This is a genomic window from Agrobacterium leguminum (genome assembly GCF_015704895.1).
GTDB lineage: Bacteria > Pseudomonadota > Alphaproteobacteria > Rhizobiales > Rhizobiaceae > Agrobacterium > Agrobacterium leguminum.
In genome coordinates this window covers 39,974-66,257 of record NZ_JADQWB010000018.1, presented here as the reverse complement: position 1 = coordinate 66,257, position 26,284 = coordinate 39,974, and the positions used below count along the sequence as shown (strand labels likewise).

The 26,284-nt window shown below is 61.0% G+C and carries 25 protein-coding genes; 3 read left to right on the top strand and 22 right to left on the bottom strand.

Annotation, left to right across the window (positions count from 1 at the left end; genetic code table 11):
• Positions 1 to 2: 2 nt before the first annotated feature.
• The 3 genes from I3J13_RS21065 to I3J13_RS21055 are packed head-to-tail and all read right to left on the bottom strand — an operon-like array spanning position 3 to position 4,574.
• Positions 3 to 2,993: a sarcosine oxidase subunit alpha gene (locus tag I3J13_RS21065; RefSeq protein ID WP_196380109.1), complete on the bottom strand. Its 2,991-nt coding sequence runs from the start codon at positions 2,991 to 2,993 to the stop codon at positions 3 to 5.
• Entirely contained in the window at positions 2,990 to 3,310 is a 321-nt protein-coding gene (locus I3J13_RS21060) for a sarcosine oxidase subunit delta (RefSeq protein ID WP_080853706.1), read from the bottom strand. The genes I3J13_RS21065 and I3J13_RS21060 overlap by 4 nt, the downstream gene beginning before the upstream one ends.
• A gap of 10 nt (positions 3,311 to 3,320) precedes the next feature.
• Positions 3,321 to 4,574 (bottom strand): sarcosine oxidase subunit beta family protein, encoded by a 1,254-nt coding sequence (locus I3J13_RS21055; RefSeq protein WP_196380108.1) that lies wholly within the window; start codon positions 4,572 to 4,574, stop codon positions 3,321 to 3,323.
• A gap of 147 nt (positions 4,575 to 4,721) precedes the next feature.
• Here I3J13_RS21055 and I3J13_RS21050 point away from each other — a divergent pair, with 147 nt between their 5' ends.
• Positions 4,722 to 5,768: a GlxA family transcriptional regulator gene (locus I3J13_RS21050; protein WP_196380107.1), complete on the top strand. Its 1,047-nt coding sequence runs from the start codon at positions 4,722 to 4,724 to the stop codon at positions 5,766 to 5,768.
• A 17-nt stretch (positions 5,769 to 5,785) separates the two neighbouring features.
• Here I3J13_RS21050 and I3J13_RS21045 read toward each other — a convergent pair whose 3' ends face one another.
• The 17 genes from I3J13_RS21045 to I3J13_RS20965 form a co-directional block, all read right to left on the bottom strand.
• Positions 5,786 to 6,118 (bottom strand): cytochrome C oxidase subunit IV family protein, encoded by a 333-nt coding sequence (locus I3J13_RS21045; protein ID WP_035239099.1) that lies wholly within the window; start codon positions 6,116 to 6,118, stop codon positions 5,786 to 5,788.
• Between the two features lie 14 nt (positions 6,119 to 6,132).
• Entirely contained in the window at positions 6,133 to 6,858 is a 726-nt protein-coding gene (locus I3J13_RS21040) for a heme-copper oxidase subunit III family protein (RefSeq protein ID WP_196380106.1), read from the bottom strand.
• 12 nt (positions 6,859 to 6,870) lie between these two features.
• A complete protein-coding gene (locus tag I3J13_RS21035) occupies positions 6,871 to 7,575 on the bottom strand; it encodes a cytochrome c oxidase subunit 3 (RefSeq protein ID WP_196380105.1) in 705 nt (234 codons plus the stop codon).
• The gene (locus I3J13_RS21030) at positions 7,572 to 9,350 is read right to left on the bottom strand and encodes a cytochrome c oxidase subunit I (RefSeq protein ID WP_196380104.1); all 1,779 of its coding nucleotides are present in this window, start codon (positions 9,348 to 9,350) and stop codon (positions 7,572 to 7,574) included. Before I3J13_RS21030 ends, I3J13_RS21035 begins: the two co-directional genes overlap by 4 nt.
• A gap of 54 nt (positions 9,351 to 9,404) precedes the next feature.
• The gene (locus I3J13_RS21025) at positions 9,405 to 10,220 is read right to left on the bottom strand and encodes a cytochrome c oxidase subunit II (RefSeq protein ID WP_196380103.1); all 816 of its coding nucleotides are present in this window, start codon (positions 10,218 to 10,220) and stop codon (positions 9,405 to 9,407) included.
• Between the two features lie 290 nt (positions 10,221 to 10,510).
• Positions 10,511 to 11,326: a DUF2189 domain-containing protein gene (locus I3J13_RS21020; protein ID WP_020812341.1), complete on the bottom strand. Its 816-nt coding sequence runs from the start codon at positions 11,324 to 11,326 to the stop codon at positions 10,511 to 10,513.
• A gap of 143 nt (positions 11,327 to 11,469) precedes the next feature.
• Positions 11,470 to 12,915 (bottom strand): FGGY family carbohydrate kinase, encoded by a 1,446-nt coding sequence (locus tag I3J13_RS21015; protein ID WP_196380102.1) that lies wholly within the window; start codon positions 12,913 to 12,915, stop codon positions 11,470 to 11,472.
• On the bottom strand, positions 12,915 to 14,135 hold the full coding sequence (locus I3J13_RS21010) for an NAD(P)/FAD-dependent oxidoreductase (RefSeq protein ID WP_196380101.1): 1,221 nt from the start codon (positions 14,133 to 14,135) through the stop codon (positions 12,915 to 12,917). The genes I3J13_RS21015 and I3J13_RS21010 overlap by 1 nt, the downstream gene beginning before the upstream one ends.
• Entirely contained in the window at positions 14,132 to 15,529 is a 1,398-nt protein-coding gene (locus I3J13_RS21005; RefSeq protein WP_196380100.1) for an NAD(P)/FAD-dependent oxidoreductase, read from the bottom strand. Before I3J13_RS21005 ends, I3J13_RS21010 begins: the two co-directional genes overlap by 4 nt.
• Positions 15,530 to 15,673: 144 nt before the next feature.
• Positions 15,674 to 16,468, bottom strand: coding sequence for an ABC transporter permease (locus tag I3J13_RS21000; RefSeq protein WP_080857782.1), 795 nt, complete (start codon positions 16,466 to 16,468; stop codon positions 15,674 to 15,676).
• 12 nt (positions 16,469 to 16,480) lie between these two features.
• Entirely contained in the window at positions 16,481 to 17,359 is an 879-nt protein-coding gene (locus tag I3J13_RS20995; protein ID WP_196380099.1) for an ABC transporter permease, read from the bottom strand.
• Positions 17,356 to 18,429: an ABC transporter ATP-binding protein gene (locus I3J13_RS20990; protein ID WP_020812345.1), complete on the bottom strand. Its 1,074-nt coding sequence runs from the start codon at positions 18,427 to 18,429 to the stop codon at positions 17,356 to 17,358. The genes I3J13_RS20995 and I3J13_RS20990 overlap by 4 nt, the downstream gene beginning before the upstream one ends.
• Positions 18,430 to 18,705: 276 nt before the next feature.
• Positions 18,706 to 19,746 (bottom strand): ABC transporter substrate-binding protein, encoded by a 1,041-nt coding sequence (locus tag I3J13_RS20985; RefSeq protein ID WP_196380098.1) that lies wholly within the window; start codon positions 19,744 to 19,746, stop codon positions 18,706 to 18,708.
• 62 nt (positions 19,747 to 19,808) lie between these two features.
• A complete protein-coding gene (locus tag I3J13_RS20980; RefSeq protein WP_003521976.1) occupies positions 19,809 to 20,474 on the bottom strand; it encodes an RraA family protein in 666 nt (221 codons plus the stop codon).
• 15 nt (positions 20,475 to 20,489) lie between these two features.
• Entirely contained in the window at positions 20,490 to 21,272 is a 783-nt protein-coding gene (locus I3J13_RS20975; protein WP_059761162.1) for a carbon-nitrogen hydrolase family protein, read from the bottom strand.
• A gap of 147 nt (positions 21,273 to 21,419) precedes the next feature.
• The gene (locus I3J13_RS20970) at positions 21,420 to 22,328 is read right to left on the bottom strand and encodes a LysR family transcriptional regulator (protein WP_020812348.1); all 909 of its coding nucleotides are present in this window, start codon (positions 22,326 to 22,328) and stop codon (positions 21,420 to 21,422) included.
• 238 nt (positions 22,329 to 22,566) lie between these two features.
• Positions 22,567 to 23,226 carry a hydrolase gene (locus I3J13_RS20965; RefSeq protein WP_003521973.1) on the bottom strand — a complete coding sequence of 220 codons (660 nt, stop codon included), beginning with the start codon at positions 23,224 to 23,226 and terminating at the stop codon, positions 22,567 to 22,569.
• A gap of 150 nt (positions 23,227 to 23,376) precedes the next feature.
• Here I3J13_RS20965 and I3J13_RS20960 point away from each other — a divergent pair, with 150 nt between their 5' ends.
• Entirely contained in the window at positions 23,377 to 24,297 is a 921-nt protein-coding gene (locus tag I3J13_RS20960; protein WP_196380097.1) for a LysR substrate-binding domain-containing protein, read from the top strand.
• Between the two features lie 35 nt (positions 24,298 to 24,332).
• On the opposite strand, the gene I3J13_RS20955 is transcribed toward I3J13_RS20960, so the two are convergent.
• Positions 24,333 to 24,686 carry an antibiotic biosynthesis monooxygenase gene (locus tag I3J13_RS20955; RefSeq protein WP_196380096.1) on the bottom strand — a complete coding sequence of 118 codons (354 nt, stop codon included), beginning with the start codon at positions 24,684 to 24,686 and terminating at the stop codon, positions 24,333 to 24,335.
• A gap of 126 nt (positions 24,687 to 24,812) precedes the next feature.
• On the opposite strand from I3J13_RS20955, the gene I3J13_RS20950 reads away from it, so the two are divergent.
• Positions 24,813 to 25,700, top strand: a complete 888-nt coding sequence (locus tag I3J13_RS20950; RefSeq protein WP_196380095.1) for a LysR family transcriptional regulator — start codon at positions 24,813 to 24,815, stop codon at positions 25,698 to 25,700.
• A gap of 19 nt (positions 25,701 to 25,719) precedes the next feature.
• On the opposite strand, the gene I3J13_RS20945 is transcribed toward I3J13_RS20950, so the two are convergent.
• Entirely contained in the window at positions 25,720 to 26,271 is a 552-nt protein-coding gene (locus I3J13_RS20945) for a DinB family protein (protein WP_196380094.1), read from the bottom strand.
• Between the last annotated feature and the right edge of the window lie 13 nt (positions 26,272 to 26,284).

Here is a 26,284-nt window from a genome sequence, read left to right as displayed (position 1 = left end):
GGTCAAATCTTCAGGCGGGTATTTTCGGGATCGACGAACACCATCCCGGTGATTTTCGCGGCAATGGTGCGGTCCAGCATCGGAATGTAGACGGTCTCGCCCATCCGATCATGGCCGCCCTCAACCAGCGCCAGCGCAATCGGCTGGCCTGCGGCATCCGAGTGATAGGAGGATGTGACGTGACCCACCATTTTCATCGGGATCGGCTGTTTCGGATCGAAGACGATCTGCGCGCCCTCTTCCAGCTTCGAGCGGTCTTCAGTCAGAAGACCGACGAGGTGACGGCGGCCCTTGGCGACGAGATCGGGGCGGGCAAGGCCGCGCTTGCCGACGAAATCCGGCTTGTTCTTGCCCACGGCCCAGCCCATCGCCGCATCATAGGGCGTAACCGTACCGTCGGTGTCCTGGCCGACGATGATGTAACCCTTTTCGGCGCGCAGCACATGCATGGTTTCCGTGCCGTAAGGCGTGATGCTATATTGCTGGCCGGCCTCCCACAGGATTTCCCAGAGCTTGCGGCCGAGCGGCGCCGGCACATTGACCTCAAAGCCGATCTCGCCGGTGAAGCTGACGCGGAACAGCCGCGCCGGCATACCGGCCACGGTGCATTCCACGCAGGACATATGCGGGAAAGCCTCTTCCGTCAGTTCGACACCTTCCACCAGCGGCGTAAGCAGCTTTGCCGCGTTCGGGCCGTTCAGCGCAATGGTCGACCACTGTTCGGTGGTCGAGGTCAGCCAGACATTGAGATCGGGCCATTCGGTCTGGAGGTAGTCCTCCATCATGTTCAGCACGCGGGCGGCGCCGCCGGTGGTGGTGGTGACATGGAAACGGTCCTCGGTCATACGGCCGATGACGCCATCGTCGCGGATGAAGCCGTCATCGCCGAGCAGCAGGCCATAACGGCAGCGGCCGGCGGCAAGCTTCGTCCAGGGATTGGTATACATGCGGTTCATGAACTCGACCGCATCGGGACCGACCACTTCGATCTTGCCGAGCGTCGAGGCATCGAAAATACCCACACTCTGGCGCACTGCCCGGCATTCACGGCTGACCGCCGCATCCATGTCTTCGCCCGGCTTCGGGAAATACCAGGCGCGACGCCATTGCCCGACCGGCTCATAGACCGCGCCGTGCTCCTCAGCCCAACCGTCGATCTGCGTCTTGCGCGTCACTTCGAAATGCGCGCCGCGGTGATAACCCGCAAACGCTCCGAAGGTCGTTGGCGTATAGGGCGGACGGAAGGTGGTCAGTCCCACCTGCGGCTGGCGCTTGCCCAGCGCTTCCGCCGCGATGTTGAGACCGTTGATGTTGGACATCTTGCCCTGATCTGTCGCCATGCCGTTGGTGGTGTAGCGCTTGACATGCTCGATGGAGCGCATGCCCTCACGCACGGCAAGCCGCAGATCCTTGGCCGTCACGTCGTTCTGGTAATCCACGAAGGCCTTGGCCTTGCCGGCATCGCGGTCGCTCAGCAGTTCCGTGTGCGAGACGCCGCTGCCAGTACGGTCATGTTCCACCGCATGGCTGGAACTATTGGCAGTCTTGCCGAGTGCGGCGGCGACTTCGCGACCCCGTTCCGCGCCGTCCTTCAGCGCCGCCTCGATGCCCCACAGCCCTCGCCCGGCCCCGGCAATCACGCAATCCTCGTTAGTGAGGGCAGGAAGGAACGTAGTCCGTTCATCATCCCAGGCAATCTTGCCCTGCGTATGCGAAAAGAGATGCAGCGACGGCGTCCAGCCGCCCGACATTAGCACGGCATCACAGGCGATCTCCTGTCCCGCACCGACCGACGCGCCATTGACCGCATTGACCCGGACGGACTTGACCCGCAGCCGGCCCGAGGTCGCCGTGACCGTATGCGACAGCTTGACCGGAATGCCGAGCGCGCGCGCTTCGTTCACCAGTTCCTCGCGCACCTTGGCGCGGGTATCGACAATGGCCTGAACGCGCGCGCCCGCGCCGTGAAGATCGAAGGCCGCATACCAGGCGCTGTCATGGCTCGTCACCACAACCGGCCGGTTGCCGACCTTGACGCCGTAACGGTTGAGATAGGTCTGGGCAGCACCCGCCAGCATCACGCCCGGCCGGTCGTTGCCGTGGAAGACCAGCGGCTTTTCCAGCGCGCCCTGCGCCAGCACCACCTGACGCGCCCGCACCCGCCACAGGCGCTCGCGCGGCGTATCCTTCGGCACGGTTTCCAGATGGTCGGTCAGCTTTTCGCAGAGGCCGATCATGTTCTGGTGGTAATAGGCAATCGCCGTCGTGCGGGTCATGACCCTGACGCCGCGCTCCTTCAGCGCCTTCAGCTCATCCGCCAGCCAGTTCCATGCGGGCTTGCCGTCGATCTTCGCCTGCGGCTCCGACAGCAGCGTGCCACCGGCTTCAGCATTTTCATCAACCAGCACGACCTTCAGACCATCGACCGCCGCTGCGCGCGCTGCCGCGAGACCGGCAGGACCGGCGCCGACGATCAGCACATCGCAATGCAGGTTGCGCGAGGCATAAGTGTCGGGGTCCTCCTCCGTCGGCGAAACGCCGAGACCCGCAGCCGCGCGGATGAAAGGCTCGTAGACCTTGTTCCAGAAGCTCTTCGGCCACATGAATGTCTTGTAATAGAAACCCGCCGAAAACAGCATATAGGCCATGTCGTTGACCGCGCCGATATCGAATTTCAGGCTCGGATATTTGTTCTGCGAGGTGGTTTCCAGCCCGTTCCAGATTTCCTGCACCGTGGCGCGGGTGTTCGGCTCGAAACGTCCGACGCTGCGGCGGGTGCCGATCAGCGCATTCGGCTCCTCGGAACCCGCCGCCACCGGGCCGCGCGGGCGGTGGTATTTGAACGAGCGGCCCATCAGATGCACGCCATTGGCCAGAAGCGCGGAGGCGACCGTATCGCCCTTCACGCCGCGATAGGTCTTGCCGTCGAAGGTGAAGCTCACGAAGCGGGCGGCATCCACACGGCCACGGCCGGAAACGCGATAGGAGTTCATTTCGACACCTCGGAACTGGCTGGTGCACGGGTCAGGGAAGAAAGTTCAGGACGCGGCTCGCCCGCCCGATAGGTCGTGAGGAAACGGTCGCTCACCGTGTCGCGCACGGCGTTGAAGAAGCGGCCGCAGCCATGCAGGTGCCGCCAGCGCTCGAAATGCGGACCCTTGACGTTTTCGCGGATGAACAGGAATTCTTCCCATTGTTCATCGGTCTGCGACGAGGGATCGGCGGCGCGGCTAATATGGGCCTGCCCGGCATAGGTGAATTCGGCTTCGGGCAGTGTTTCGTTGCAATAGGGGCAGCGGATCAGCAGCATGGTTCTATCCTCAGTGCGCCACGGCGGCGGCGGCCGCTTCGTCGATCAGGCGGCCGGAACGGAAGCGTTCCAGCGTGAACGGCGCGTTGATCGGATGCGGTTCGTTTTTGGCGATGGTCCAGGCGAAGGTATGGGCAGCGCCCGGCGTCGCCTTGAAACCGCCGGTACCCCAGCCGCAATTGACGTAAAGCCCGTCAACCGGCGTCTTGCCGAGAATGGCCGAGCGATCCGGCGTGACATCGACGATGCCGCCCCATTTGCGCAGCATCCGCATGCGGTTGAAGATCGGGAAGATCTCGACGATGGCGGCGATGGTATGCTCGATCAGCGGCAGGCCGCCGCGCTGCGAATAGGACGTATATTGGTCCGTACCCGAACCGATCACCAGCTCGCCCTTGTCGGACTGGCTGATATAGGCGTGGACCGCGTTCGACATCACCACGCAGGGGAAGATCGGCTTGATCGGCTCCGACACCAGCGCCTGCAACGGATAGCTTTCGAGCGGCAGACGCACGCCGGCCGTGTCCATGACGACCGAGGTGTGGCCGGCAGCCGAAACCGCGACCTTCTTCGCCTTGATGAAGCCCCTCGCCGTTTCGACGCCCGCGACGGAGCCGTCGGCATTGCGGCGAATGGCCGTGACCGGGCAGTTCTGGATGATATCGACACCACGGGCGGCAGCGCCGCGCGCATAACCCCAGGCGACGGCATCATGACGGGCCGTGCCGGCCCGTTCCTGAAGCGCGCCGCCCATGACGGGATAGCGGGCATTCGGCGCAATGCTGAGCGGCGGGCAATAGTCCCTGCACTCTTCCGGGGTAAGCCAGCGATTGTCGACACCGTTCAAACGGTTGGAATGGATGTGGCGCTTGAAGCTCTGCACATCGTGCACATTATGCGCCAGCATCAGCACGCCGCGCCTTGAATACATGACGTTGTAGTTCAATTCCTGGCTCAAATTCTCCCACAGATCGACGGCGTGATCGTAAAGACGGGCGCTCTCGTCATAGAGATAGTTCGAGCGGATGATCGTGGTGTTGCGGCCGGTATTGCCGCCGCCGAGCCAGCCCTTGTCGATGACGGCGACATTGGTGATGCCGTGCTGGCTGGCCAGATAATAGGCAGCGCCCAGACCATGGCCGCCGGCGCCGACGATGACCACGTCATATTCGGCTTTCGGCTGACTGTCGGGCCATTGCTCGTCCCAGTTCTTGTGGCCGGTCAGGGCATTCCGCAAAAGATTGAAGGCATTAAAACGCGTCATGAGCGGGACCCGATGGTTGGAAAATCTCGTGTCGTAAAAGCTGGAGCATTTCCAGCCGAAGCGATCTCGCTTCGGCGTCGGACAATGCGGCACAAAAAAAGGGTAGAGCATTTGCCGCGCCCCGGCTGGACAATCGCGTCTGTTTGCATGAATATTTGCGTCATGACCTCACACCGCGCCAGAAAACGCCTCAGCGTCGCCTTCCTGCTTGCCGACCGCTTCACGCTGTCGGCCTTCGCGAATTTCGTCGATGTGCTGCGCCTTGCGGCCGATGAGGCGGACCGTTCACGGCCTATCCTGTGCGAATGGTCGGTGCTCTCGGCGACCATGAGCAGCGTACAGTCGAGCTGCGGTGTGAAGGTGCAGCCGGATACGCGGCTGATGGACGCCGGGCACTACGACTATATCGTCGTTGTCGGCGGCTTGATCAGCGATCACAGCGCCCTGCCGCAGGAGGCGCTGCGCTTCCTGAAAGAAAGGGCGGCGGCCGGCGTTCCCATTGTCGGGCTCTGCACCGGCGTTTTCATCCTGCACGAGGCCGGCCTGCTCGACGGTTATCGCTGCTGCGTGAGCTGGTTCCACCACCAGGATTTTCTCGACCGTTTCGATACCGTCCAGATGATCTCCGACCAGATCTTCGTCATCGACCGCGACCGGCTGACCTGTTCCGGCGGCCACGGCGCCGCGCATCTGGCAGCCTTCCTCGTCGAGCGCCATGTCGGCCAGTCCGCCGCCGTCAAGAGCCTCAACATCATGATGATCGACAGTGCGCTGAGCGGTGAAAAGCCTCAACCCGGCCAGCAGAGCGCACGCAAGGCCAACGATCCCCTCGTCAAAAAAGCAATCCTGCGGATGCAGCAGAATATCGAGGTTCCGAGAACCGTGCTGGAACTGGCGAATGATCTCGGCCTTGGCCGCCGCAGCCTCGAACGGCGTTTCCTCGCCGACCTGGGCGCAACGCCTTCCAAGGTCTATCTCGAACTGCGGCTGGATCGCGCTTTGTCGCTCCTGCGCACGACGCGTGACACAATCACCCAGATTGCGCTCGCCACCGGTTTTTGCGATGCCCCGCACCTTTCCCGCACGCTACGAGCCGAGCGCGGTTTCACCCCCAGCGAATATCGCAAGACTCAGGCCGGCCACGTCGCAACCGACGAGGAATTCGCCGTCGGCGTGCTGCTTCCACAATCCTGAAAATCTTGCCTCGGGTCTCAAGAACCGGCCCCCATGAAGGTCACCCGGGTAAGAGCCGTATAGTTGGATTCCGAGGCCATCAGGGCTGCGAAGACGAGCACGAGAACCGGCGGAAGCAGGATGGCGTAGATCAGGACCAGCCGCTCCCAGGCCATATGCATGAAAATCGCCATGATCAGCCCCGCCTTCAGGATCATGAACAGGATGATCAGGGACCATCTCGGATAGCTCTGAATGCCGAGATAATCGACCATATAGGAGAAGGCGCTGAGGACGAAAAGCAGTCCCCAGACCACCATGTAAAGTCTTATCGGATGCTGCTGTCCCTGTTGTGACTGTTGCTGTGCCATGATGCCATCCTCACTCACCACAGATAGAAGAATGCGAAGATAAAGACCCACACCAGATCCACGAAGTGCCAGTAAAGCCCGGTTATCTCGACGATCTCGTATTGCCCCTTGCGGCTGGTGAAGAACCCCCGCCTTTCCTCATCGAAATCTCCCCGCCAAACCTTGCGCGCGACGATGAGAAGAAACAGGACGCCGATGGAAACATGGGTGCCGTGAAAGCCCGTGATCATGAAGAAAGCCGAACCGAACTGCGCCGCACCCCACGGGTTTTCCCAGGGACGAACGCCCTCTGCGATAAGCTTGCTCCATTCGAAAGCCTGCATTCCCACGAATGTCGCGCCAAGCGCTGCCGTCGCCACCATCAGCGCGGCGGTTTTGCGACGGTCGCGGCGATATGCGAAGTTGACGGCCATGGCCATCGTGCCGCTGCTGCTGATGAGAACAAAGGTCATGATGGCAATCAGGATCAGCGGAATGTGCCTGCCGGCAATCGTGAGCGCGAAAACCTCGCTCGGATTGGGCCAGGCCGCGGTGGCCGACATGCGCGCCGCCATATAGGCCAGCAGGAAACAGCCGAAAATGAAGATATCGCTCAGAATGAATATCCACATCATCGCCTTGCCCCAGGAGACGTTCTTGAACGCCCGCTGGTCCGATGACAGATCGGCGGCGATGCCGCGCAATCCCGCCGGCCGCAGATGCGGATCACTTACCGGTCTTTCCTCCATGGATGCGGCCATGATCGACACTCCTCAGGTGACCAATTGACGGCAGAGATCGACGAAACTGTTCGCCCAGCCGGCGAAAAGCGCAAAAAGGATAAGCCAGACGACCAGCATGAAATGCCAGTAGATGGCGCACAGCTCCACACTCAGGCGCATCCTCGCCGACAAGGGCTCGCTCCGGGCACGGATTGCGGTGCGACCAAGCACGAAAAGCCCGCCCAATATATGCAGGCCGTGCAGGCCGGTGATCATGTAGAAGAAGCTGTTCGATGGGTTATCCGCCAGAATATAGCCTGCGGAGATGAGTTGCCGCCACGCCAGGAATTGACCGGCGACAAAGAAAACAGCCGTCGCAAAGGCTGTCACAAGAGCCGCATTCAGTCTCTCGCGATGATCTGGACGGGTTTCGGTTTTCGCCCATTGCAGCGCCAGACTGCTGGCGGCAAGCGCCGCGGTGTTCACCCATAACAGTCCGGGGATCGGGATACCCCACCAGTCGGCGCCGCCCATGCGGCCGAGATAGGCGCTGATGAGCAAGGTGAACAACGCGCCGACAACCGCCAGAAATATCCCAAGTCCGACTTTCGCGATTGTCGCCGACGATCCCTGCATCTGCGGCGCATCGCCTGCCAGACCGACTTCCAGCCAAGGCTTCGAGGCCAGCCGCTGCCGCGCCATCCACCAGCCGATGATGCCGGCGATCCCGGCCATGAAGATGAGGATGGCGCTCATGACGGGACCCTTTCGGACGGCCCGGCAGCCGCCGGCTGGTTTTGCGGCAGGAAGTCCTCAGCCGCGCCGGGCACGCTGTAGTCATACGGCCAGCGATAAACGACCGGCAGTTCCTTGCCCCAATTGCCATGAACCGGCGGGGTCTGCGGCGTCTGCCATTCCAGTGTCGTGGCCCGCCACGGATTGCCGACCGCCTTTTTGCCCCAGCGCAGGCTCCACTCGAGATTGAACACGAACAGCAGTTGAGCCGCACCGACGATGAGCGCGGCCACGGTGATGAATATGTTCAACGTGTGCGCCGAATCTGGAATGAAAGCGGTTTCGCCCAGCTCGTAATAGCGGCGCGGCACGCCCATCAGCCCGAGATAATGCATCGGGAAGAAGATGGCATAAGCACCGAGAAAGGTGATCCAGAAATGGACGTGCCCCATCGCCTCGTTCAGCATCCGGCCCGTGACTTTCGGATACCAGTGGTGAATCGCACCGAAGATCACCATGATCGGCGCGACCCCCATCACCATATGAAAATGGGCGACCACGAACATCGTATCCGAAAGCGGCACATCGACGACGACATTGCCGAGGAAGAGACCCGTCAATCCGCCATTGATGAATGTGACGATGAAGGCGAGCGCAAACAGCATCGGTAGGGTGAGATGGATATCGCCGCGCCAGAGCGTCAGCACCCAATTATAGACCTTGATCGCCGTCGGCACGGCGATAATCAGTGTCGTGGTTGCAAAAAAGAACCCGAAATTCGGGTTCATGCCGCTGACATACATATGATGCGCCCAGACGACGAAGCTCAGCGCCGCGATGATAACGATCGCCCAGACCATCATGCGGTAGCCGAAGATATTCTTGCGCGCATGGGTGCTGATCAGATCCGAGACGATGCCGAAGGCGGGAAGTGCGACGATATAGACTTCCGGATGGCCGAAGAACCAGAACAGGTGCTGAAACAAAATGGGACTGCCGCCCTCCTGCTTCAATTGTTCGCCCATCTCCACGATGGCCGGCATGAAGAAGCTCGTGCCGAGCAGCCGGTCGAACAACATCATGACGGCAGCGACGAAGAGCGCCGGGAAAGCGAGCAGCGCCATGGCGGTAGCCGTGAATATGCCCCATATCGTCAATGGCATGCGCATCAGCGTCATGCCCCGCGTGCGTCCCTGCAGCACGGTGACGACGTAATTCAGCCCGCCCAAAGTAAAGCCGATGATGAACAGGATCAGCGATGACAGCATCAGGATGATGCCCCAGTCGCGCCCGCCCGGCGTTCCTGAAAGAAGCGCCTGCGGCGGATAGAGCGTCCAGCCGGCGCCCGTCGGCCCGCCGGGTGCGAAGAAACCGGCCACCAGCACAAGGACGGCGGAAAGGTAGAGCCAGTAGCTCAGCATATTGGCATAGGGAAACACCATGTCGCGCGCGCCGAGCATCAGCGGGATCAGGTAGTTGCCGAAACCGCCGAGAAACAGCGCGGTGAGCAGGTAAATCACCATGATCATGCCATGCATGGTGATGAACTGATAATAATGTTCCGCGTCGATGAAGGAGAAATAGCCGGGAAAACCGAGCTGCAGGCGCATCAGCCAGGAAAGCACCAGCGCCACCATGCCGATTGCGATGGCTGTCAGGAAATATTGAATGGCAATGATCTTGGCATCCTGGCTGAAGACATATTTCGTCCACCAGCTTTTCGGGTGATAAAGCTCGACGTCCTCGACTTCAGCGGGCTGAATGACCTGCCCGGCGCCGGATCCAATCTCGGCCATGTTCCAACCTCCCTGTTCCCCCGATGCGGTCTTCCCTTCCAATATGCGCGGCGCTTATCTGGCCGCCGGCGTTTCCGCCGAAGCCAGCAATTTCGAGAAAGTCGGCTGCTGCTGCAGCCAGGCTTGATAATCGGTCTCGGTATCGACGACGACGGTGCCGCGCATCTGCGGATGACCCACACCGCACAGTTCCGCGCAGAGAACCTCGAAGGTTCCCGTCCGGGTCGGCGTAAACCAGTAGTAGGTGACCGAGCCGGGGATCATGTCCATCTTGGCCCGGAACTCCGGTACGTAGAAATCATGCACGACATCGACCGCGCGCAGCAGCATCTTCACCGGCCTGCCGGCGGGCAGATGCAACTCACCGCCTTCAACGATGACATCGTCCATTCCGGCGAGATCGTTCCTGTTCAGGCCGAGCGGATTGTCGGGTCCAATAGCGCGCGTATCCGCCCGCCCGAGCCGTCCGTCCGCTCCCGGCAGGCGGAAACTCCATTGCCATTGCTTACCGACGACTTCCACCTCGCTCGCACCGTCCGGGACGGTTACGAACTGGTTCCATACGAAGAGGCCCGGGAGAAGCATTGCAGCCACCCCAACCCCGGTTCCGCCCGCCAGCCACCATTCCAGGCGCTTGTTTTCGGGCTGGTATGCCGCCCGGTTTCCGGCGCGGTGCCTGAAGCGGAACACGCAATAGGCGACGAACAGCACAACGGCCGAGAAAACGAAGCCGGTGATCCAGAAAGTGATGATGATCGTATTGTCGATATAGCTCCAGTTCGAGGCTATCGGCGTCCACCACCACGGGCTCAGCAGGTGGAATACGATCGATCCCACCACCAGCAGAACGAGAATCACAACGACAGCCATCGTCTCCTCCCGTGATCCGGCCACGAATACTTCTACAACCCCATCGCGAAGTATATTAGAATTATCTCATAAATTGATCGGGCGAGCAATTATGGTGGCGCCTGCGGCAGCGTCTCCTTCCAGTGCTACGGCCTCAATCGGGAAGGCAATCGCGAAAAGCAGACAGATCGGAAGAAAACGATACCACATGGCATCCCCGCACTCTCCATGGCCGTCCCAACCGCCGCGGCTCCCCTCGCGGGGCCGCAACGGCAGGGAGGATGATCTACGGATAGATTTCCTCTATGAATTCAAGGCGTACGGCTTGGATAATCGGACACGATCAGTTTCCGATAGAGGTGCCAGGTCGAGTGGCCGAGGATGGGCATGACGACCGCGAGGCCGATAAATACCGGGATCGTGCCGACGACGAGCAAGGCCGCGACGATCAATCCCCAAAGCGCCACCGGAACCGGGTTGGCAAGCGTGGCGCGGATGCTCGCATCCACCGCCGCGACTGCGCCGACATCCCGGTCGAGCAGCAGCGGGAACGCCACCACCGTTGTCGCCAGCACGACGACCGCGAAAACGAAGCCGGCCAGATTGCCCCAGATGATGAGGGAGAGACCTTGCGAGGTCGTCAATACGTCCGACAGAAAGGTGGAGAGCGAAACCGGACCGGTCGCATCGAAAGTCGCAGTGTAGATGCTCTGCGCAACAATCAACCAGACGACGAAAAGCACGAACAGCATGACGGCGACCGCGATGATCGACGGCAGGGCCGGAGAGTGACGAACCTCCAGTGCATGCCGCCAGGAGCTATCCAACCCCTGCTCGCGTCGTCGACTGATTTCATAAAGCCCGATGGCCGCGATCGGACCAATCAGTGCAAAACCCGACATCAGCGGATAAATAACCGGCAGCAGATTGGCGCCGGAACTCCACATCACCAGAAAAACACCGGCAATCGGATACATAAGACAGAGAAAAACATAGTGGGACGGCTTTTCTTTAAAGTCCTCAAGTCCCAGCTTCAACGCATCCACAATATCCGGGATGCCAATCTTGCGGACTTCCGGGCGGGCAAATTCACCACTCGCACCGGCCATGACATGGAATGCCGTCATAGCACTTCTCCTCCTGCGCCATGATCCGGCTGGCGGTACAGGAACGCTCGGTGACTTCTTATCGACGCGTCAAACCGCAACCGGCTGTTTTGTAATTTATCAAATTCTGTCGCCTTTGTCGCCTGTTCTTTAAATTGGAGAAATCAGACGCCCGCCGCCGGCACGGTCGGCGGAACCGCACTTGTGCAGGTTTTGGATCGTTGCCAGCTCCGCGCACTGTCTATGGCGCGTGCGAAGCGGGCGTGGTCTTCGGCATCGACCGATCCATCGGGCGTGAATATCTCGGCATCGCCTCGCAGGGCCGCGACATCGACACCGCACAGTTCCGCCAGACCGAGCGCCGTCAACTCGCGCATGGCGGGCACGCAAATGGTTCGACCGCTGGCGGCGGCCAGAAAGCGGGCGAAATAACGGCTGTTCGACAAGCCGCCATCGATGGAGATCGTGTCGCCTATGGGGGCGACCGCCGATGCCGCCTCGATCAACCGCACCGTCAGCAGGGCAATGCCTTCCAGCACGGCACGCACCATGTCACGCCGCTCAGTCGCGTGGTCCATGCCGATGAACAAAGGCACGGCCTGCCTGTCCCAATAGGGCGCGGCAAGGCCCGAAAGGGCGGGCACGAACACAAGGCCGCGACGAATGGCCGACGGCCCCTCGAAACCGTCGAGTTCTGCATTTTCAGCATAGAGGCCGATCTTTTTCGCCCATTCAAGCGCCGCGCCGGCATCATAGATCCCGCCTTCGATGGCAAAGATAGCGGGGGCGCCCTGCATTTGCCAGCCAATGGTCGGCAGAAGCTCTCCCGTCAAAGGCCTCCCGTTACCGGCAACGGCCAGCAGAAAAGCCCCGGTTCCGAAGGTTATCTTGCAATCGCCGGCCTTGCGGCAGCCATGCCCATAAAGCGCTGCCTGCTGATCGACGATGGAAACGCGGATGGGCGTTCCCTCGACCGCGCCGAAGCCACCATCGACAGGGCCGATTGTGGGCAGGCAATCCAGCGGCACGCCGTGAAGCGCGCAGAGTTCCGGGCTCCAGTCTCCGGTTGAAAGATTGAGCAGACCCGTGCGCGACGCCGTTGCAAGGTCGGTGCGGAAACAGCCCGTCAGCCGGTCCAGAAAAAACGCATCGGTGGTGCCCAGCCGCAAACGGCCCGCAGCCCTTGCCTCTGCCACTGCCGGATTGTGCCTGACCAGCCAGGCCAGTTTGCTGGCCGAAAAATAGGGATCGAGCGGCAGCCCGCAAATCTCTTTAGAACGATCCGTTGCCGAAGGCGGCAGGGCGGCGAGCGCTTCGGCGGTGCGGGCATCCTGCCAGACGATGACCGGCGACAGCGCCTCGCCGCTTACGGCATCCCACGCCAGGCAACTCTCGCCCTGATTGGCGATGGCGATGGCATCCACCGGCCCGGCGGCAGCCAGCACCGCGCGGATGTTGCCCAGCAGTTCTTCCGGATCATGTTCCACATGGCCGGCGGCCGGATAAAATTGCGCGTGACGCCGGCTGGCCACGACCTCCGCCGTGCCGCCATCGCTCACCACAAGGCACCGGGTCGATGTCGTTCCCTGATCGATTGCGGCAATGCGCATCAATTGGTCTCCTGAAAGTGGAAAGCAATCTGGCCCGCTTCAAACGCAGCGCCGGGAATGGGCACCAGTACACGGCGTTCAGGAGGCCAACGGCCGGTCTTGCTCCACACTTCCGTTCCGTCGAGATGAAGCGAAAGCCGGCCTTGAACGCGTCTGGTGAAGCGAAGCTGAAAATCGCGAAATGCGGGTCTGTCGAGCCCACCCGGCCTCAACATGGCGGGAACCGCCAGCTTGAGCGGATCGGCGAAGGTGACGGGCACCGCCGGCGCGCCGCATGGTCCCCGGGCGAGATCGTCAGCCACCGCCGCGCCAACCCGACGGCCTTCGCGAAACGCCCAGCCGCCCGTTTCCACGGCCCGCAAGACATTCCCGCCGGCGAAGAATATCGGGTTGGGCATCCGTCCGTCCTGATCGATCAGCGGCCCGGCGCTGCCTGCCGCAACATCCACGGGGGATGCATTGAGAAGCGCTGCCTCCGGTGTGAACCGCCCGGTGAGCAGAACACCGTCGCATTGAACTGTCATGATGCGACCATCCGCCAGACGGATATCGGCCTCCTCGACCCGGCCGCGTCCGCGAATATCCGTGAGTACCGCACCACAATAAAAGGGCACCCCGGCCAGTCGCGGAAACCATTGGAAAGGCGACCGCGCCAGCGGATGGGGCTCTGGCTCGATCATCGCCACCGGCCGGGCGCGATGCGTCAGGCAGGTTAGAAGCGCGGAAAAGGAAACCAGTTCCGAACCGACGATAAGCGGCCGGCGAAAGGGCATGATGCCGTGAAAGGCGACATAGGATTGCAGCGTGCCGGTGGTGACCACACCCACCGGCCGGTCGCCGGGCAGAAGCCGCGCGGAGCGTGGTTTTTCCCGCGCGCCGGTCGCAAGCGCGATACGCCGGGCCTTCAGCGTTTCGACGCCGCGCGCCGACGTCACCAGCACCGCGCCATCCTGCCCGAGTTCCACCACGGAATGACCGGTGCGGATATCGACACCCGCATTTTGCGCCTGCCGCTGCAGGCGTTGCGCATAGGCCGGGCCGAAATAGACGCGTCCGAACTCACGCATGCCGAAGGGCGAATGCAGGCAATGCCGGGTTGCGCCACCAAGGGCCGGCTCACGCTCGAGGATCATCACGCGGGCGATACCGCGCGCTTTCAGCTCCAGCGCCGCCGCCACGCCTGCCGGGCCGCCGCCGACCACGATGACATCCGCACTCATCGGTCGCCTCCCTCGTGAACGGCAAGCGGGATCGCCAGGCGGTCGCCCGCCATCGCGGCCAGCCGGGCGTTGCAATAAAAGCCCTGACAGCGACCCATGCCGGCGCGGGTGCGCCGCCTCAGCCCGCCGAAATCGCCCGGCGGCACCGGGCTTAAAAAGGTCGCCTCAATCTCGCGGCGGGTGACGAGTTCGCAATGACAGACGATTTCGCCGTGATCGGCACGCTGCCAGTCCCGCTCGCAGGTTTCCGTCAGGTTGGGCATCGTCACGCCAGGAGCCAAGGGCGGTGAGACAAAATGCGTGCCGAAACCTTCGTGAAGCTTCAGCGCATGTTGCGCGAGACCGAGTGCGGCGCTGAGGCCCGTGGAGCGAATGCCGCCGAGCGTGATGGCCCGCCGGTCCGGCCGGGCGGAAATGCGGTAATGCTTCTTTTCAGACGCCGGTCGCAGACCGGCATAAACGGCGGTTACGGAAACGGAAGCTAGCGCCGGAACGATCTCCGCACCGCGCTCCAGCAGTACTTCCAGCGTCGCCGTCTCGACCGTCGCGCGCTCGCGGTCTTCCTGCTCTTCCGCCGTCGGGCCGACGAGAACATTACCGAAGGCGGTGGGGCACACGACGATGCCCTTGGTGATTTCGGTCGGAACGGGCAGGACGATGCGCGGCACATGCCGGCGGGCAGCCTTGTCCAGCACCACGAACTGCCCCTTGCGGGGCTTGATGGCAAAGTCAGGCGAAAGCCCCAGACGCGCATCGACAATATCGCCGAACAGCCCGGCGGCGTTGACGACACTCGCGGCAAGGATAACGCCTGCGGTCGTCTCGATCCGCCACGTGCCGTCGAACGCACCGGACAGAACTTCCGCGTTGCGCACCAGCTGCGCGCCGAGCGCCACCGCCTGCGTGAGATAGCCCAGCGGCGCGGACCACGGATCGATGATATGTTCGCCCGGAACGTCGAGCGCGGCGAAAAGGCGGTCGGACAGGCCCGGCATGGCTTCGCGAGCCTGCACGGCCGTAAGGAACTCAAGCCCGGCAATGCCGTTGCGCCGCCCCTGATCCGCAATCGCCTGCAGTTTTTCCGCCTCGTCCGGGTTCCAGGCGCAGACCAGCGCGCCTGTTTCGACGAGGCTGAGGCCCATCTGCCCGTGAATGGAGAGATATTCCTCCCGGCCGGCCTTCACCAGTTCCAATTCCAGACTGCCTTCTGGCGCATCGAAACCGGTATGGAGGATGGCGCTATTGGCCTTGGAGGCGCCGGAGAGGATATCGGGGCCTTTTTCGATGACCACCACCTTCGCACCGGCCAGCGCGAAACGGCGGGCGACCGCGCAACCGACCACACCGGCGCCGATGACGGCGACATCAAATTCCGTGGAGGGGGTTTCAGCCATGGGCTTCCCTTTGCCTTCGTCTTTCAAAGCGAAATCAGCAGGCGCGACGGATCGCGCCGATGCAGCAGCAGCGTTCATAAACGGGAGTGAAATTCGCGCCTGTGCCAGTAGGGGCAGCCAGCGCCAGCCGGCAGCCCCACGACTTTATTTCACGAAAGTTTTGGTCAAGCCCGCCGTGCGGTCGACGATGAGGACGACGGCAAGGGTGAGCACGATCAAGAGAACGGAAATGGCCGCAACGAGCGGATCGGCCTGCGTTTCCACATGCTGATACATGGCGACGGGAAGCGTGGTGATGCGCGGGCCGGTGAGGAACAGCGAAATTACCGCTTCATCGAACGACACCAGAAAGGAAAGTGCCGCCGTCGCCACGACGCCCGGCGCGATCATCGGCATGGTCACGCGTCGGAAGACCGTGAGCGGCGATGCCCCGAGCGTGGAGGCGGCCTCCTCGAAGATCAGCGGCAGGCCGGCAAGCGAGGTGGTGAGAACACGCAGCGCATAGGGCAGCACGATGATGAGATGCGCAATCACCAGACCGGTGAAGGTGCCGAGCAGGCCGGCACCGGCAAAGACGATCAGGATCGCGAGGCCGAGAACGATGGTCGGCAGAAGCAGCGGCGCGGTGAAGAAGGCGAGAAGCGCATCCGCCCCGATCACCCGCATGCGAACGATGGCATAGGAGGCGGGCAGCGCGATCAGCATGGAGAGCGCGGTGACGATGATGGCGAGAAGGGTGCTGGTGCCCAGCGCTCCCATCATCTTGGAATTGTGCATGAGATCGACATACCAGCGCAGGCTCCAGCCGGAGGGCGGAAAGGTCATGTAGCTATCGGCCGAAAACGAGATCGGCACGACGAGAACCACGGGCGCCAGCAGGAAAAGGAACATGATGAAGGCGACGATTTTCAGTGCCAGCGGAGCGGGACGTTCTTCCATCTTCGATCTCCTTTAAAGAATGGCCCGCAGAAGCCGGGAATAAAGCACCAGGGCAGCGCCGAAAATCACGAGAATGATCATCGACAGCGTCGCGGCGAGCGGCCAGTTGAGCGTCACGATGGCCTGATCGTAGATTTCCGTCGCCAGAAGGAAGACACGCCCGCCGCCAAGCAGCTTGGGGGTGATGAACGAACTGACGGCGAGAACGAAGGAAAGCAGGCAACCGAGGGCGACGCCGGGCATGGTAAGCGGCACGATGATCCGCCAGAATACCTTCCACGGCGACGCGCCGAGCGTTTCCGCCGCCTCTTCGACACGCGGATCGAGTCTGCCGAAACCCGCCAGCAGCGCCAGGATCATATAGGGCATCAGGATTTCCGTGAGGCCGATGACGACGCCGACTTTGTTGAACAGCAGCCGCACGCCGCTTTCAGCGCCCATTGCGAAGAGGATGTTGTTGATGAGGCCGTCATCGGCAAGGATCGCGATCCAGCCATAGGTGCGCACCACGGCCGACGTCAAAAGCGGCGAAATGACCAGCACCAACAGCAGCGTCTTCCAGCGGCCCTGCGCCCGGTGAAGATAAAGCGCGATGGGATAGGAGGCGATGAGTGTGAGAACCGTAATCAGAAGACTGGTCAGGATGCTCTGGCCGATCAGTTCGATATAAAAACCGTCGGTCAGGGTGGACGACCAGTTGTCGAGCGTGTGGGCTTCCCCGAGACCACCGCCGCCAAGGCTTTCACGGAAAGAAAGCAGGAGCAGGTTGAAGACGGGCATCACGAAGGCAAGGCCATTGACCGCAATGATCGGCCCGAGAAGAAGCGTTGCGAGAAACACCATGGAGGATGTGCGGCTGCCGGGAGCCGTGATCATGACCGCCGCTGTCATTGGCCTGCTCCGAAGACCAGCGTGTCCTCCACGCGCCAGACGAGGCTGACCGCGCTGCCCGCCGCCACAGGTGTTTCCCCACCAGAAGTCGCACGCTCCACGGACAATGTCTGTCCGCCCGCGGCGATCTCGTAGTGAAGGATATCGCCTGCATAATAGACATCGCGAACCTCCCCGGCGATGCGATTGACCGGCGCCCCGTCGAAATCGGGTGCGGCGTCGCCGGCAACCGTCATGGCCATGCGGTGCGGCCGTACCATAAGGTCGATGGTGCCACTGTGCGAGCCGGGCGCACGCAATACCGCATCCCCGACCGTGATGTGATCGCCGACCGCGTTTCCGACCAGCCTGTTGGTGCGGCCGACGAAGGAGGCGACGAAAGCCGTCGCCGGGCGCTCGTAAAGATCATGCGGCGTACCGAGCTGTTCCAGACGCCCGCCATTGAGCACGGCGACCTTGTCGCACATGCTGAGCGCCTCGACCTGATCATGGGTGACGAAGATGGAGGTGATGCCGAGCTGTTTCTGGATGCGGCGAATTTCAGAACGCATCTCGTCGCGCAGCTTGGCGTCGAGATTGGAAAGAGGTTCATCGAACAAAAGGATGGAGGGCTGGATGACCAGTGCACGCGCCAGTGCGACGCGCTGCTGCTGGCCGCCGGAAAGCTGGGCAGGCCGGCGGTCCTCGCGCCCTTCCAGACGCACCATGGCAATCGCTTCGCGCGCACGCCGTTCCGCTTCGGCAGCCGGCACCTTGCGCATTTCAAGACCGAACATGACGTTCTTGAGAACCGTCATATGCGGGAAAAGCGCATAGCTCTGAAAAACGAGGCCGATATCGCGCTTATAGGGCGCAAGCTGCGTCACATCCTTGCCGTCGATCAGGATCGAACCTGACGTCACGGGGGCAAGGCCGGCAATCATGCGCAGCGACGTCGACTTGCCGCAACCGGATGGACCGAGGAAGGCAACCAGTTCGCCCTTGGGAATCTCGAGATTGAGATTATCCACGGCGACCATGGTTTCGTAGCGCTTGGTCAATGAACGAATCGAGAGGAATCCTGGCTGCATGATGTCTGAAGTTCCCATTCTGGCTTTTTGCCTTTCTCCAGAACATGTCCCATCCCGGCGGGTCGCGGACATGCCCTGTCCCTTGATCTATGCAATCGCGGCGGAAATTCACCTGCACTCTGCGCGGCGCTTTCCCTATGCAGGCCTTTGGGCCACCCACCCCTCCATCGATCCCAACACCGACGGAGGAAATGAGGCGGGGCCCATGCCGTTTCCGCATCCGCCCGAAGGGGATGCTGAAGTCTTGCCATTTTTCACGACAGAGACGCGAAAGCCTTAGCGGCTGAGCGGAATGACCTTGCGGCGCCAGTCCTGCGTGATCTGGTCACGAACCTTCGAGAGGCCGATCCAGTCGACCGGGATAACCTTGTCCATCGCCTTGACGACCGTGCGATCGCTGACATCGGGAGCCACCGTGGCCTTGGCGTTGGTCGGCGCATAATACATGGCGGCTGTGAAGGCGGCCTGGGCTTCCGGGCTCAGCGCGTAATCGATGAACTTGCGGGCCGCCTCGGACGACGGGCCGCCCTTGACGAGGTTGAGCGTATTGATCTGCAGGATCGTGCCTTCCTTCGGAAGAACGACCTTCATCTTGCCCTTGGAACCGTCGGCATTGACCTGGCTGCGGGCATTCCAGCCCACGCCCAGCGACACCTGGCCGTTGACGACAGTTGGATAGACTTCCGGCTTCGGTTCCCAGGTCTGGACGTTCGGCGCGACTTCCGCCATGGCATTGATGCCGGCGTCGATATTCTTGATAAAGTCGGTGCCGCCATTCATGTGGTCCATGATGATGGTCGTACCGATACCGACGATGTCAGGAGCGCTCAGCATGGCGATCTTGCCCTTGAAGGCGCTGTCTTTCAGGGCGTTCCAGCTATCCGGTGCGGTCTTGATTGCATCGGTGTTGTAGATGAGAACGAGGTTGTCGAAAGTCACGCCGACACCGGCGACACCTTCGAAGCGGGCGTTCGGATAGAGGTCCGCAACGTTCTTGGTCACGCTTTCATCGACCTTGTCGAACAGGCCTTCATCCGTGCCGGTCTTGGCGACAGAGACGTCCATCAGCGCGATATCGGATTGCGGAGCAGTTTTCTGCGCGCGCAGCGAGCCGAGCATGGCGGCGGAACCCTGCTGCGGGAAATAGTCTACCTTGATATCCGGGTTGGCGGCCATGAAAGGCTCGATGACGGCCTTGGTGTAGCGTTCCTGGAAAAGGCCGCTATAGCCGAGGAACGTCACGGTCTGCTGGGCGTGCGCCGGCAGGGCCGCCGCGCCAAGCATGAGAATCCCACTCAGAAGTATCGATTTCTTCATTGTCCTGTTCTCCTCTATTGTTATTGGGAGTGGCGAACGGATCCGCCACCCGAAAGATTGTGTCAGGCGCTGAGCTTGGCCTGGACGAATTTGTTGGCGCCGGAAATATCCGGCAGCTTCTCGCCGTTGCGCAGGCGTTCCAGAAGCACGATCTCGGCTTCCTGCATGCCGATGGCGCGTTCCGCCATGGCGCGGGCCTGGCTCGGATGAAGGGCGACAACGCCGCTTTCATCGCACAGGATCGCGTCGCCCGGATTGATCATCTGGCCGCCGACGCTGATCGGAACGTTGATCGCGCCTTCCAGACCAAGGATCTTGGTGGTGATCGGCGACGGGCCGCGGCACCACATGGGCATGTCGACCTTGGTGAACTCCGAGAAGTCGGTCGCCGGGCCATCGACGACACCGGCTTTGACGCCCGCCATCTTCATGGTGTTGGTGATGACGCCGCCCCAGCAGGCGTGGCGGGTATCACCGCAACGGTCGATGAGAACGATATCGCCCGGACGCACGAGTTGCGTCAGGTAGTGGAGCATGGTCGAATCCGCATTCGGGATGCGCAGCGTGACGGCAGTGCCCGCCACGCGCTTGCCCGGAAGAACGGCCCGGATTTCAGGATCGACGAAACCGGAATGAAGCACATGGCCGATCGTTGCGACTTCAACCTTTTCAAGAAGCTCGATGATGTCGGCGCCGATCTGTTCCGGCATGGGGTTGACGATAAACATTGGGTCTTTCTCCGATCAGAGAACGTGGTGGTTCGCCACCGGCACGTTGGCGCGCACCTTGGCCGAATAGTCGAAGTCGAGAGCGGCGCCGGCAGTTCCGACGGTGTCGGAGCATTGCGCGACGATGTGACCCCACGGATCGATGACCATGGAATGACCCCAGCAAGCCTTCTTGCCGCCCGCATGGGTGCCGATCTGGCCGACAGCGAGGAAATAGGTCTGGGTTTCGACGGCGCGGGCGCGGGCCAGCACTTCCCAATGGTCCTTGCCGGTCATCAGCGTGAAAGCGGCGGGCAGAACGATGACATCTGCACCCTTGTCCCGCAGGGCGCGGAACAGTTCCGGGAAGCGGATATCGTAGCAGATGCCGCAACCGACTGTCCTGTCGCCAACCTTGTAGGTCACGACCTCTTCGCCACGGGCAACGGAATCGGATTCGCGGTAGCTGATGCCGTTCGGCGTATCGACATCGAACAGGTGAATTTTACGGTAACGGGCGATCTGTTTGCCGTCCGGGCCGAAAACGAGCGTCGAATTGTAGAAGCGGTTGCCTTCCTTCTCGACGATGGAACCGGCATGCAGCGTGATCGCGTGCTTTCTGGCCAGATCCGAAAGCAGCGAGTAAATCTCGCCGCCGGGGAATTCTTCCCCGCTCTCATGCATTTCCTGAGGATTATCTCCAAGAAATGCGAAGTATTCCGGAAGAACAACAAGATCAGGACTATCCGCCTTGACTGCCTTCTCAATTAAATCGGCAGCAACCTTGAGGTTCTCTGCCTTGTCGTTCTGGGTATTCATTTGAACAAGTGAGACTTTCACGTTGCTCTCCTCTCATGTTGCGAGGAGAATTAAGAACGGGAACTGTTTTCTTGACAAACGGAAAAACTCTATCGAAACCCATAAGGTAAGCTTATAGATTAATCATTTTGCGTTGCAGCATAAAATTTAAGCTGCAGCCGTCATCCATTGCGTGGTGGTTTCACTGACGATTTCCGTCGCCATGTCGGCAATGGCACGGGCAAGCGCGTTGTCGCCGCGCTCCTGATAAACCGTGTGGAAGGTAAGAGGCGGCACCGGCGGCGTGATGTCGAGAATACGCGCTTCGCCCGATTTGATGATGCCGTCCACCAAAACGCGCGGCAAGGCGCCCACCCCGACGGCCGTGGCCACAAGGCGCGTCATGATCGACAGCGAATTGGAATTGTAGATGCGGCTGTCGGACAGGCCATGGGAATCGAGAAGCGCGCGCAACGCCTGATGCGGCTGCGAGCCGGTCGAGAAGGTAAGAAGCGGAAAATGCGCGATATCTTCAAGCGTGACACCGGTTTCCGGCAGCGGCAGTTCGACCGCGCCGACCCAGCAGGATTCGAATGTACAGAGCGGTGAATTATAAATATCCGCAGCCATGATCGGCCCCATGATGAAACCGACATCCACCTCGCCGTTCTGAATGCGCTGCGAGAGTTTCAGGCTGGTATCGATGGTCAGATCGAGGCTGACACCGGGATATTGCTCGTTCACGCGGCGGATAAGCAGCGGCAGCCAGGCATAGACGATCGTATCGGCGGCACCTATCCGCACCGTACCCCTCAGCGCCTCGCGGTTACTGACGATCTGCCGGAATTCGCCGGTGAGGTTGACGATCTTTTCGGCATGTTGCAGCGCCAGACGACCGGCGGGCGTCAGGTTGACGCAGCGCACATCGCGCGTGAATAGCACGACACCGAGCTCCCGCTCCAAAGCGGCAATCCGGTTGGACACCGATGCTTGCGTTGTGTGCAAACGTTCCGCGGCTGCCGAAAAGCTGCTCAATCGAGCAGCCCAGAGAAAAGTTTCGAGGAATCGCGTATTCATGGGCTCAATCTTCTCGCATGGCTCCGCGATCCAGCTCCAAGTCTCTGGCTTCGTCTTGCCCTTGGCCTTTGTGGTTCAAGGGGCAGTATGTCCGATGCGCGCGCCCATAGGCAAGCGATCAAAGCCGGCGCCTCCCTTTCTCATGGGGATCGCGCCGGCCTCGTTTGCAGGGTGGGAGAATAGCCTTGAGGCGACGGGATGGCGGGAGCCAACAGACGCCCGCCATCCCTGCCCGGCTTTAGTGACCGCCCTTTGTGGCCGGCACCGGCGTGTTGAGAAGCTGCTGCTCCCAGAGATAGGCGATGCCGCTGCCGCCGAAGTGCTGGATGAGGATTTCGGTCAGCTCCTCGACATGCTCGGTGCGCGCCCAATCGCGCTGCCATTCGCCGGCGAGCGCCATCACGGTCATCGGGTTCGCACCGGCCGCGATCATGCGCTGGATGGCAACTTCGTGAGATTCCTTCGAAATCCCGCCCGACGCATCGGTGATCACGGTCACGTCCCAGCCTTCGCCGGCGGCCTGGATGACGGGCATTGCCACGCAAACCTCGGTCCACAGGCCGGCGATGATCAGTTGCTTGCGGCCGGTCGCCTTGACGACGTTCACCACATTCTCGTCCTGCCAGGTGTTCACCCAGGTGCGATCAATGACTTCCTGGCCGGGAAACACATCGGTAATCTGCTTGAAGAGCAGTCCGCCGCGCGCCGCGATCACGCTGGTGAGAACCGTCGGAACATTGAAGGCTTTTGCCAGCTTCGCCAGTGCGGTCGTGAGGTTAACCACAGCCTGCGGATCGTGGCTGTTCAGGTTCGCGAGCTGATAGGGCTGATGATCGATCAGAACGAGGACGGAATCTTCAGGGCGGAGAAGTGAATCGAGGCCGTTACGAAAGGTCATGGGTTCATCCTATGTTGGCGGTTTATTGAAGCGCTTGCGCAAAGACATGCACCCCTTCGGGCGTTGCCGCGGGACGAAACTTGTCATTCCTGTTTATGATGCGGTAGTCCTTGTCAGCGCTGAGCTGTGTCGCAAAATGAGGAACGCTGAGTGGATATCGAAGATCTTCGGACATTCGTCGAAGTTGCAGATGCGGGAGGCGTCACTTCGGCCGCGCTGCGGCTGGGCATCTCCAAGTCGATGGTCAGCCGACGGCTCGTGCGGCTTGAAGCCGAGCTTGGTGTCCAGCTTCTGGCCCGATCCACACGCGGCGCTTCCCTGACAGAAGCGGGCGCAACCTTCAGGGACTATGCGGCAAGGATTTCAGCCGAAATCGATGTGGCGAGAGAAACGATTCTTCCGGCTGGCGAACTCCGCGGGCGTCTGCGGATTGCTGCGCCGCTTTCTTTCGGCCCAACGCATTTCGCACGGGTGATTGCGCAAATGGCGCGCCGCTATCCCCAACTCCAGATCCAGACCTGTTACACGGATCGTTTCGTGGATCTGATCGCAGAAGGGTATGATTGCGCGATCCGGGTCGGCCATCTTCAGGATTCCAACCTTGTCGCCAGACGCGTCGGGCCCCTCTACGGAAGTTTCGTCGCCAGCCCGGACTATGTCAGGGTCCATGGTTCTCCGGAGACACCGGAAGAACTCGTCACCCATCAGACTCTCATGCAGGGAACGGAAACCTGGCAGGTGATGGATGGAGACAGGGTGACAAGCATTCGCCCACAGGGACGTTTCAAGGCCGACAACGGGGCCGCCCTCGCCGTCGCCGCAGTTGCCGGTTTGGGGATCGCCGTGTTGCCCGACGACCTCATCCAGAATCATCTGGACTCAGGCGAGCTGGTCCGCGTCATGAAACATTATCCGCCGCCGCCGGCGGGAATATTTGTCGTCAGACCGCCCGGCCAGCATCCGGCAAGAAAAATCCGGGTGCTGACCGAAATGCTGATCGAGTGCTTTGACCACGGCCCGGCGACGGCATTCCGCACCAATGCCGGGGGAAGCCCCCCGGCCGCCACCTAACCGGCACGTTTTCAAAACCGAGCGCGCTCTATCCGTCACTCAGCAATGGGCTTCGGGAGAACCAGATCGCCGACGGTGTATGTGTGAAACTCGCTCCTGGAGACCGCGTCCAGTTTCCGGAATTTTTCGACGAATTGCGGATCGGAAAAGAACTCGTCGACATTGCCGGTTCCCTGAATGGCCTCGACATTAACAACGGTCTCTCCGTCGGTGCTTTTCGCGAGGCTGCTCCAGAGGAATCCTTCTTTCCGTTCGGCAACATAGTGAACGACTTCCTGAATAATGGCGAAGGCTTCGTCCTGCTTTCCCGGATGCGCATGAATGACGTTGACAACGAAGGTCGTGGGAGCGGGTGAGCCCGCAAAAGCTGCGATAGGTTTCGTTTCCATGAGTTATCTCCATTTGAAGCTCGGGCCGTTTCGGCTGCGGCGACATCTGGATATCGGAAGTAAAATAGCGGATAAACGAGCTGCTATTCTTAACATACCGGACAAAAATTCCTTAATTGCGGCGTCATGGACAAGCTCGGAACACTCGGCATATTCATTCAGGTGGCGGAAGCGGGAAGCTTCGTGGCCGCCGGGCATCGCCTCGGCATCTCAGGATCAGCCGTCGGAAAAGCCATTGCACGTCTGGAGGAGGAGCTGGGCGTAAGACTGTTCAATCGCTCGACGCGCAGCATGGCCCTGACGGAGGATGGAAGTTTCTTCCTCGATACATGCCGGCGCATCCAGTCCGAATATGAGACCGTGCAGGCGCAACTGTCGAGATCGCAGGCCGTTCCGCGCGGGCAACTTCGTGTGAGCCTTCCACTTGCGGGCATGCTTCTGATGCCGACGATATCCGCCTTCATGCAGGCGTATCCCGAAATCAGCCTCGACCTCGATTTTACCGATCGTCTGGTTGACGTCATCGAAGAGGGATTCGACGCCGTCATCCGAACGGGCGAGATCAGGGACACACGGCTGATGAGCCGCAAGCTCGGCACTTTCAGACACAGCGTCGTGGCGGCGCCTGACTACCTCAAGGCGCATGGACGCCCGGAGGTTCCGGAAGATCTTGTCCGGCACCGCTGTCTCCACCATCGCTTCGCCAATTCCGGAAAGCTTGAGCCGTGGCCGCTGGTTCGCGAAGGACGCGAAATCAGGATCGATCTTCCGGTCGCCACCGTTGCGAGCACGCTGGAACCCCTGATCTACCTTGCGGAACGATCATTCGGGATAACATGTCTGCCGTCATTCGCGGTGACATCCGAAATCGCTCAGGGGAAACTGGTATCGCTGCTGGACGATTATATGGCCGACACAGGGACTTTCCGCGTCCTCTGGCCGACCAATCGATATCTTTCTCCGAAAGTCAGAGCATTTGTGGACTATATGGCCGCCAATCTTTTCGCCCGGTGATCGCACCGACGGCAAGCGCTCAGTAAGCGCCGCGATAATGATCCCTGATAAAGACGGGAAGATCGTTTGACGGCGGCGTAAAAGGCACCTGATACATCATGTCGCCGACAAAGCCGCGGTGATAGGTGCCATGATTGACGATATGCAGCACGATCTGCTCGCGGGTCATGACGCCTTCCCCTCCTCCGACAAATTCGAAATGAACGGTTTTCGCGAGATCTACGTCCGACCAGATGTCGACCATATCGACATACCAGCGGTCCATTTCCTGAACCGCTTCCCATAATTCGCCAATTGCGGGCGTATGGTCGGTGTTGCGGGCGGTGTAGCCGTGTTTCTTTCCTTGTAGATGATGCCTGAAAATATCGTCCACCACATAAACATGGTTCAGCGTATGCACTATGTTTCCGAACCGCGTCGGCCTCTGCCGAAGGGCTTCACCTTCCGGCAGCTCCATCACGCTTCTGAACGTCAACCCGTTCGCCCAGGCCTTGTAACGTACCAGCATTTTCAGGGTGTCCGTTGCCGAGGGGGTGGATGTGTGAACGGGGCTGAGCGGCGCAATACCCATGCTGAAACTCCTT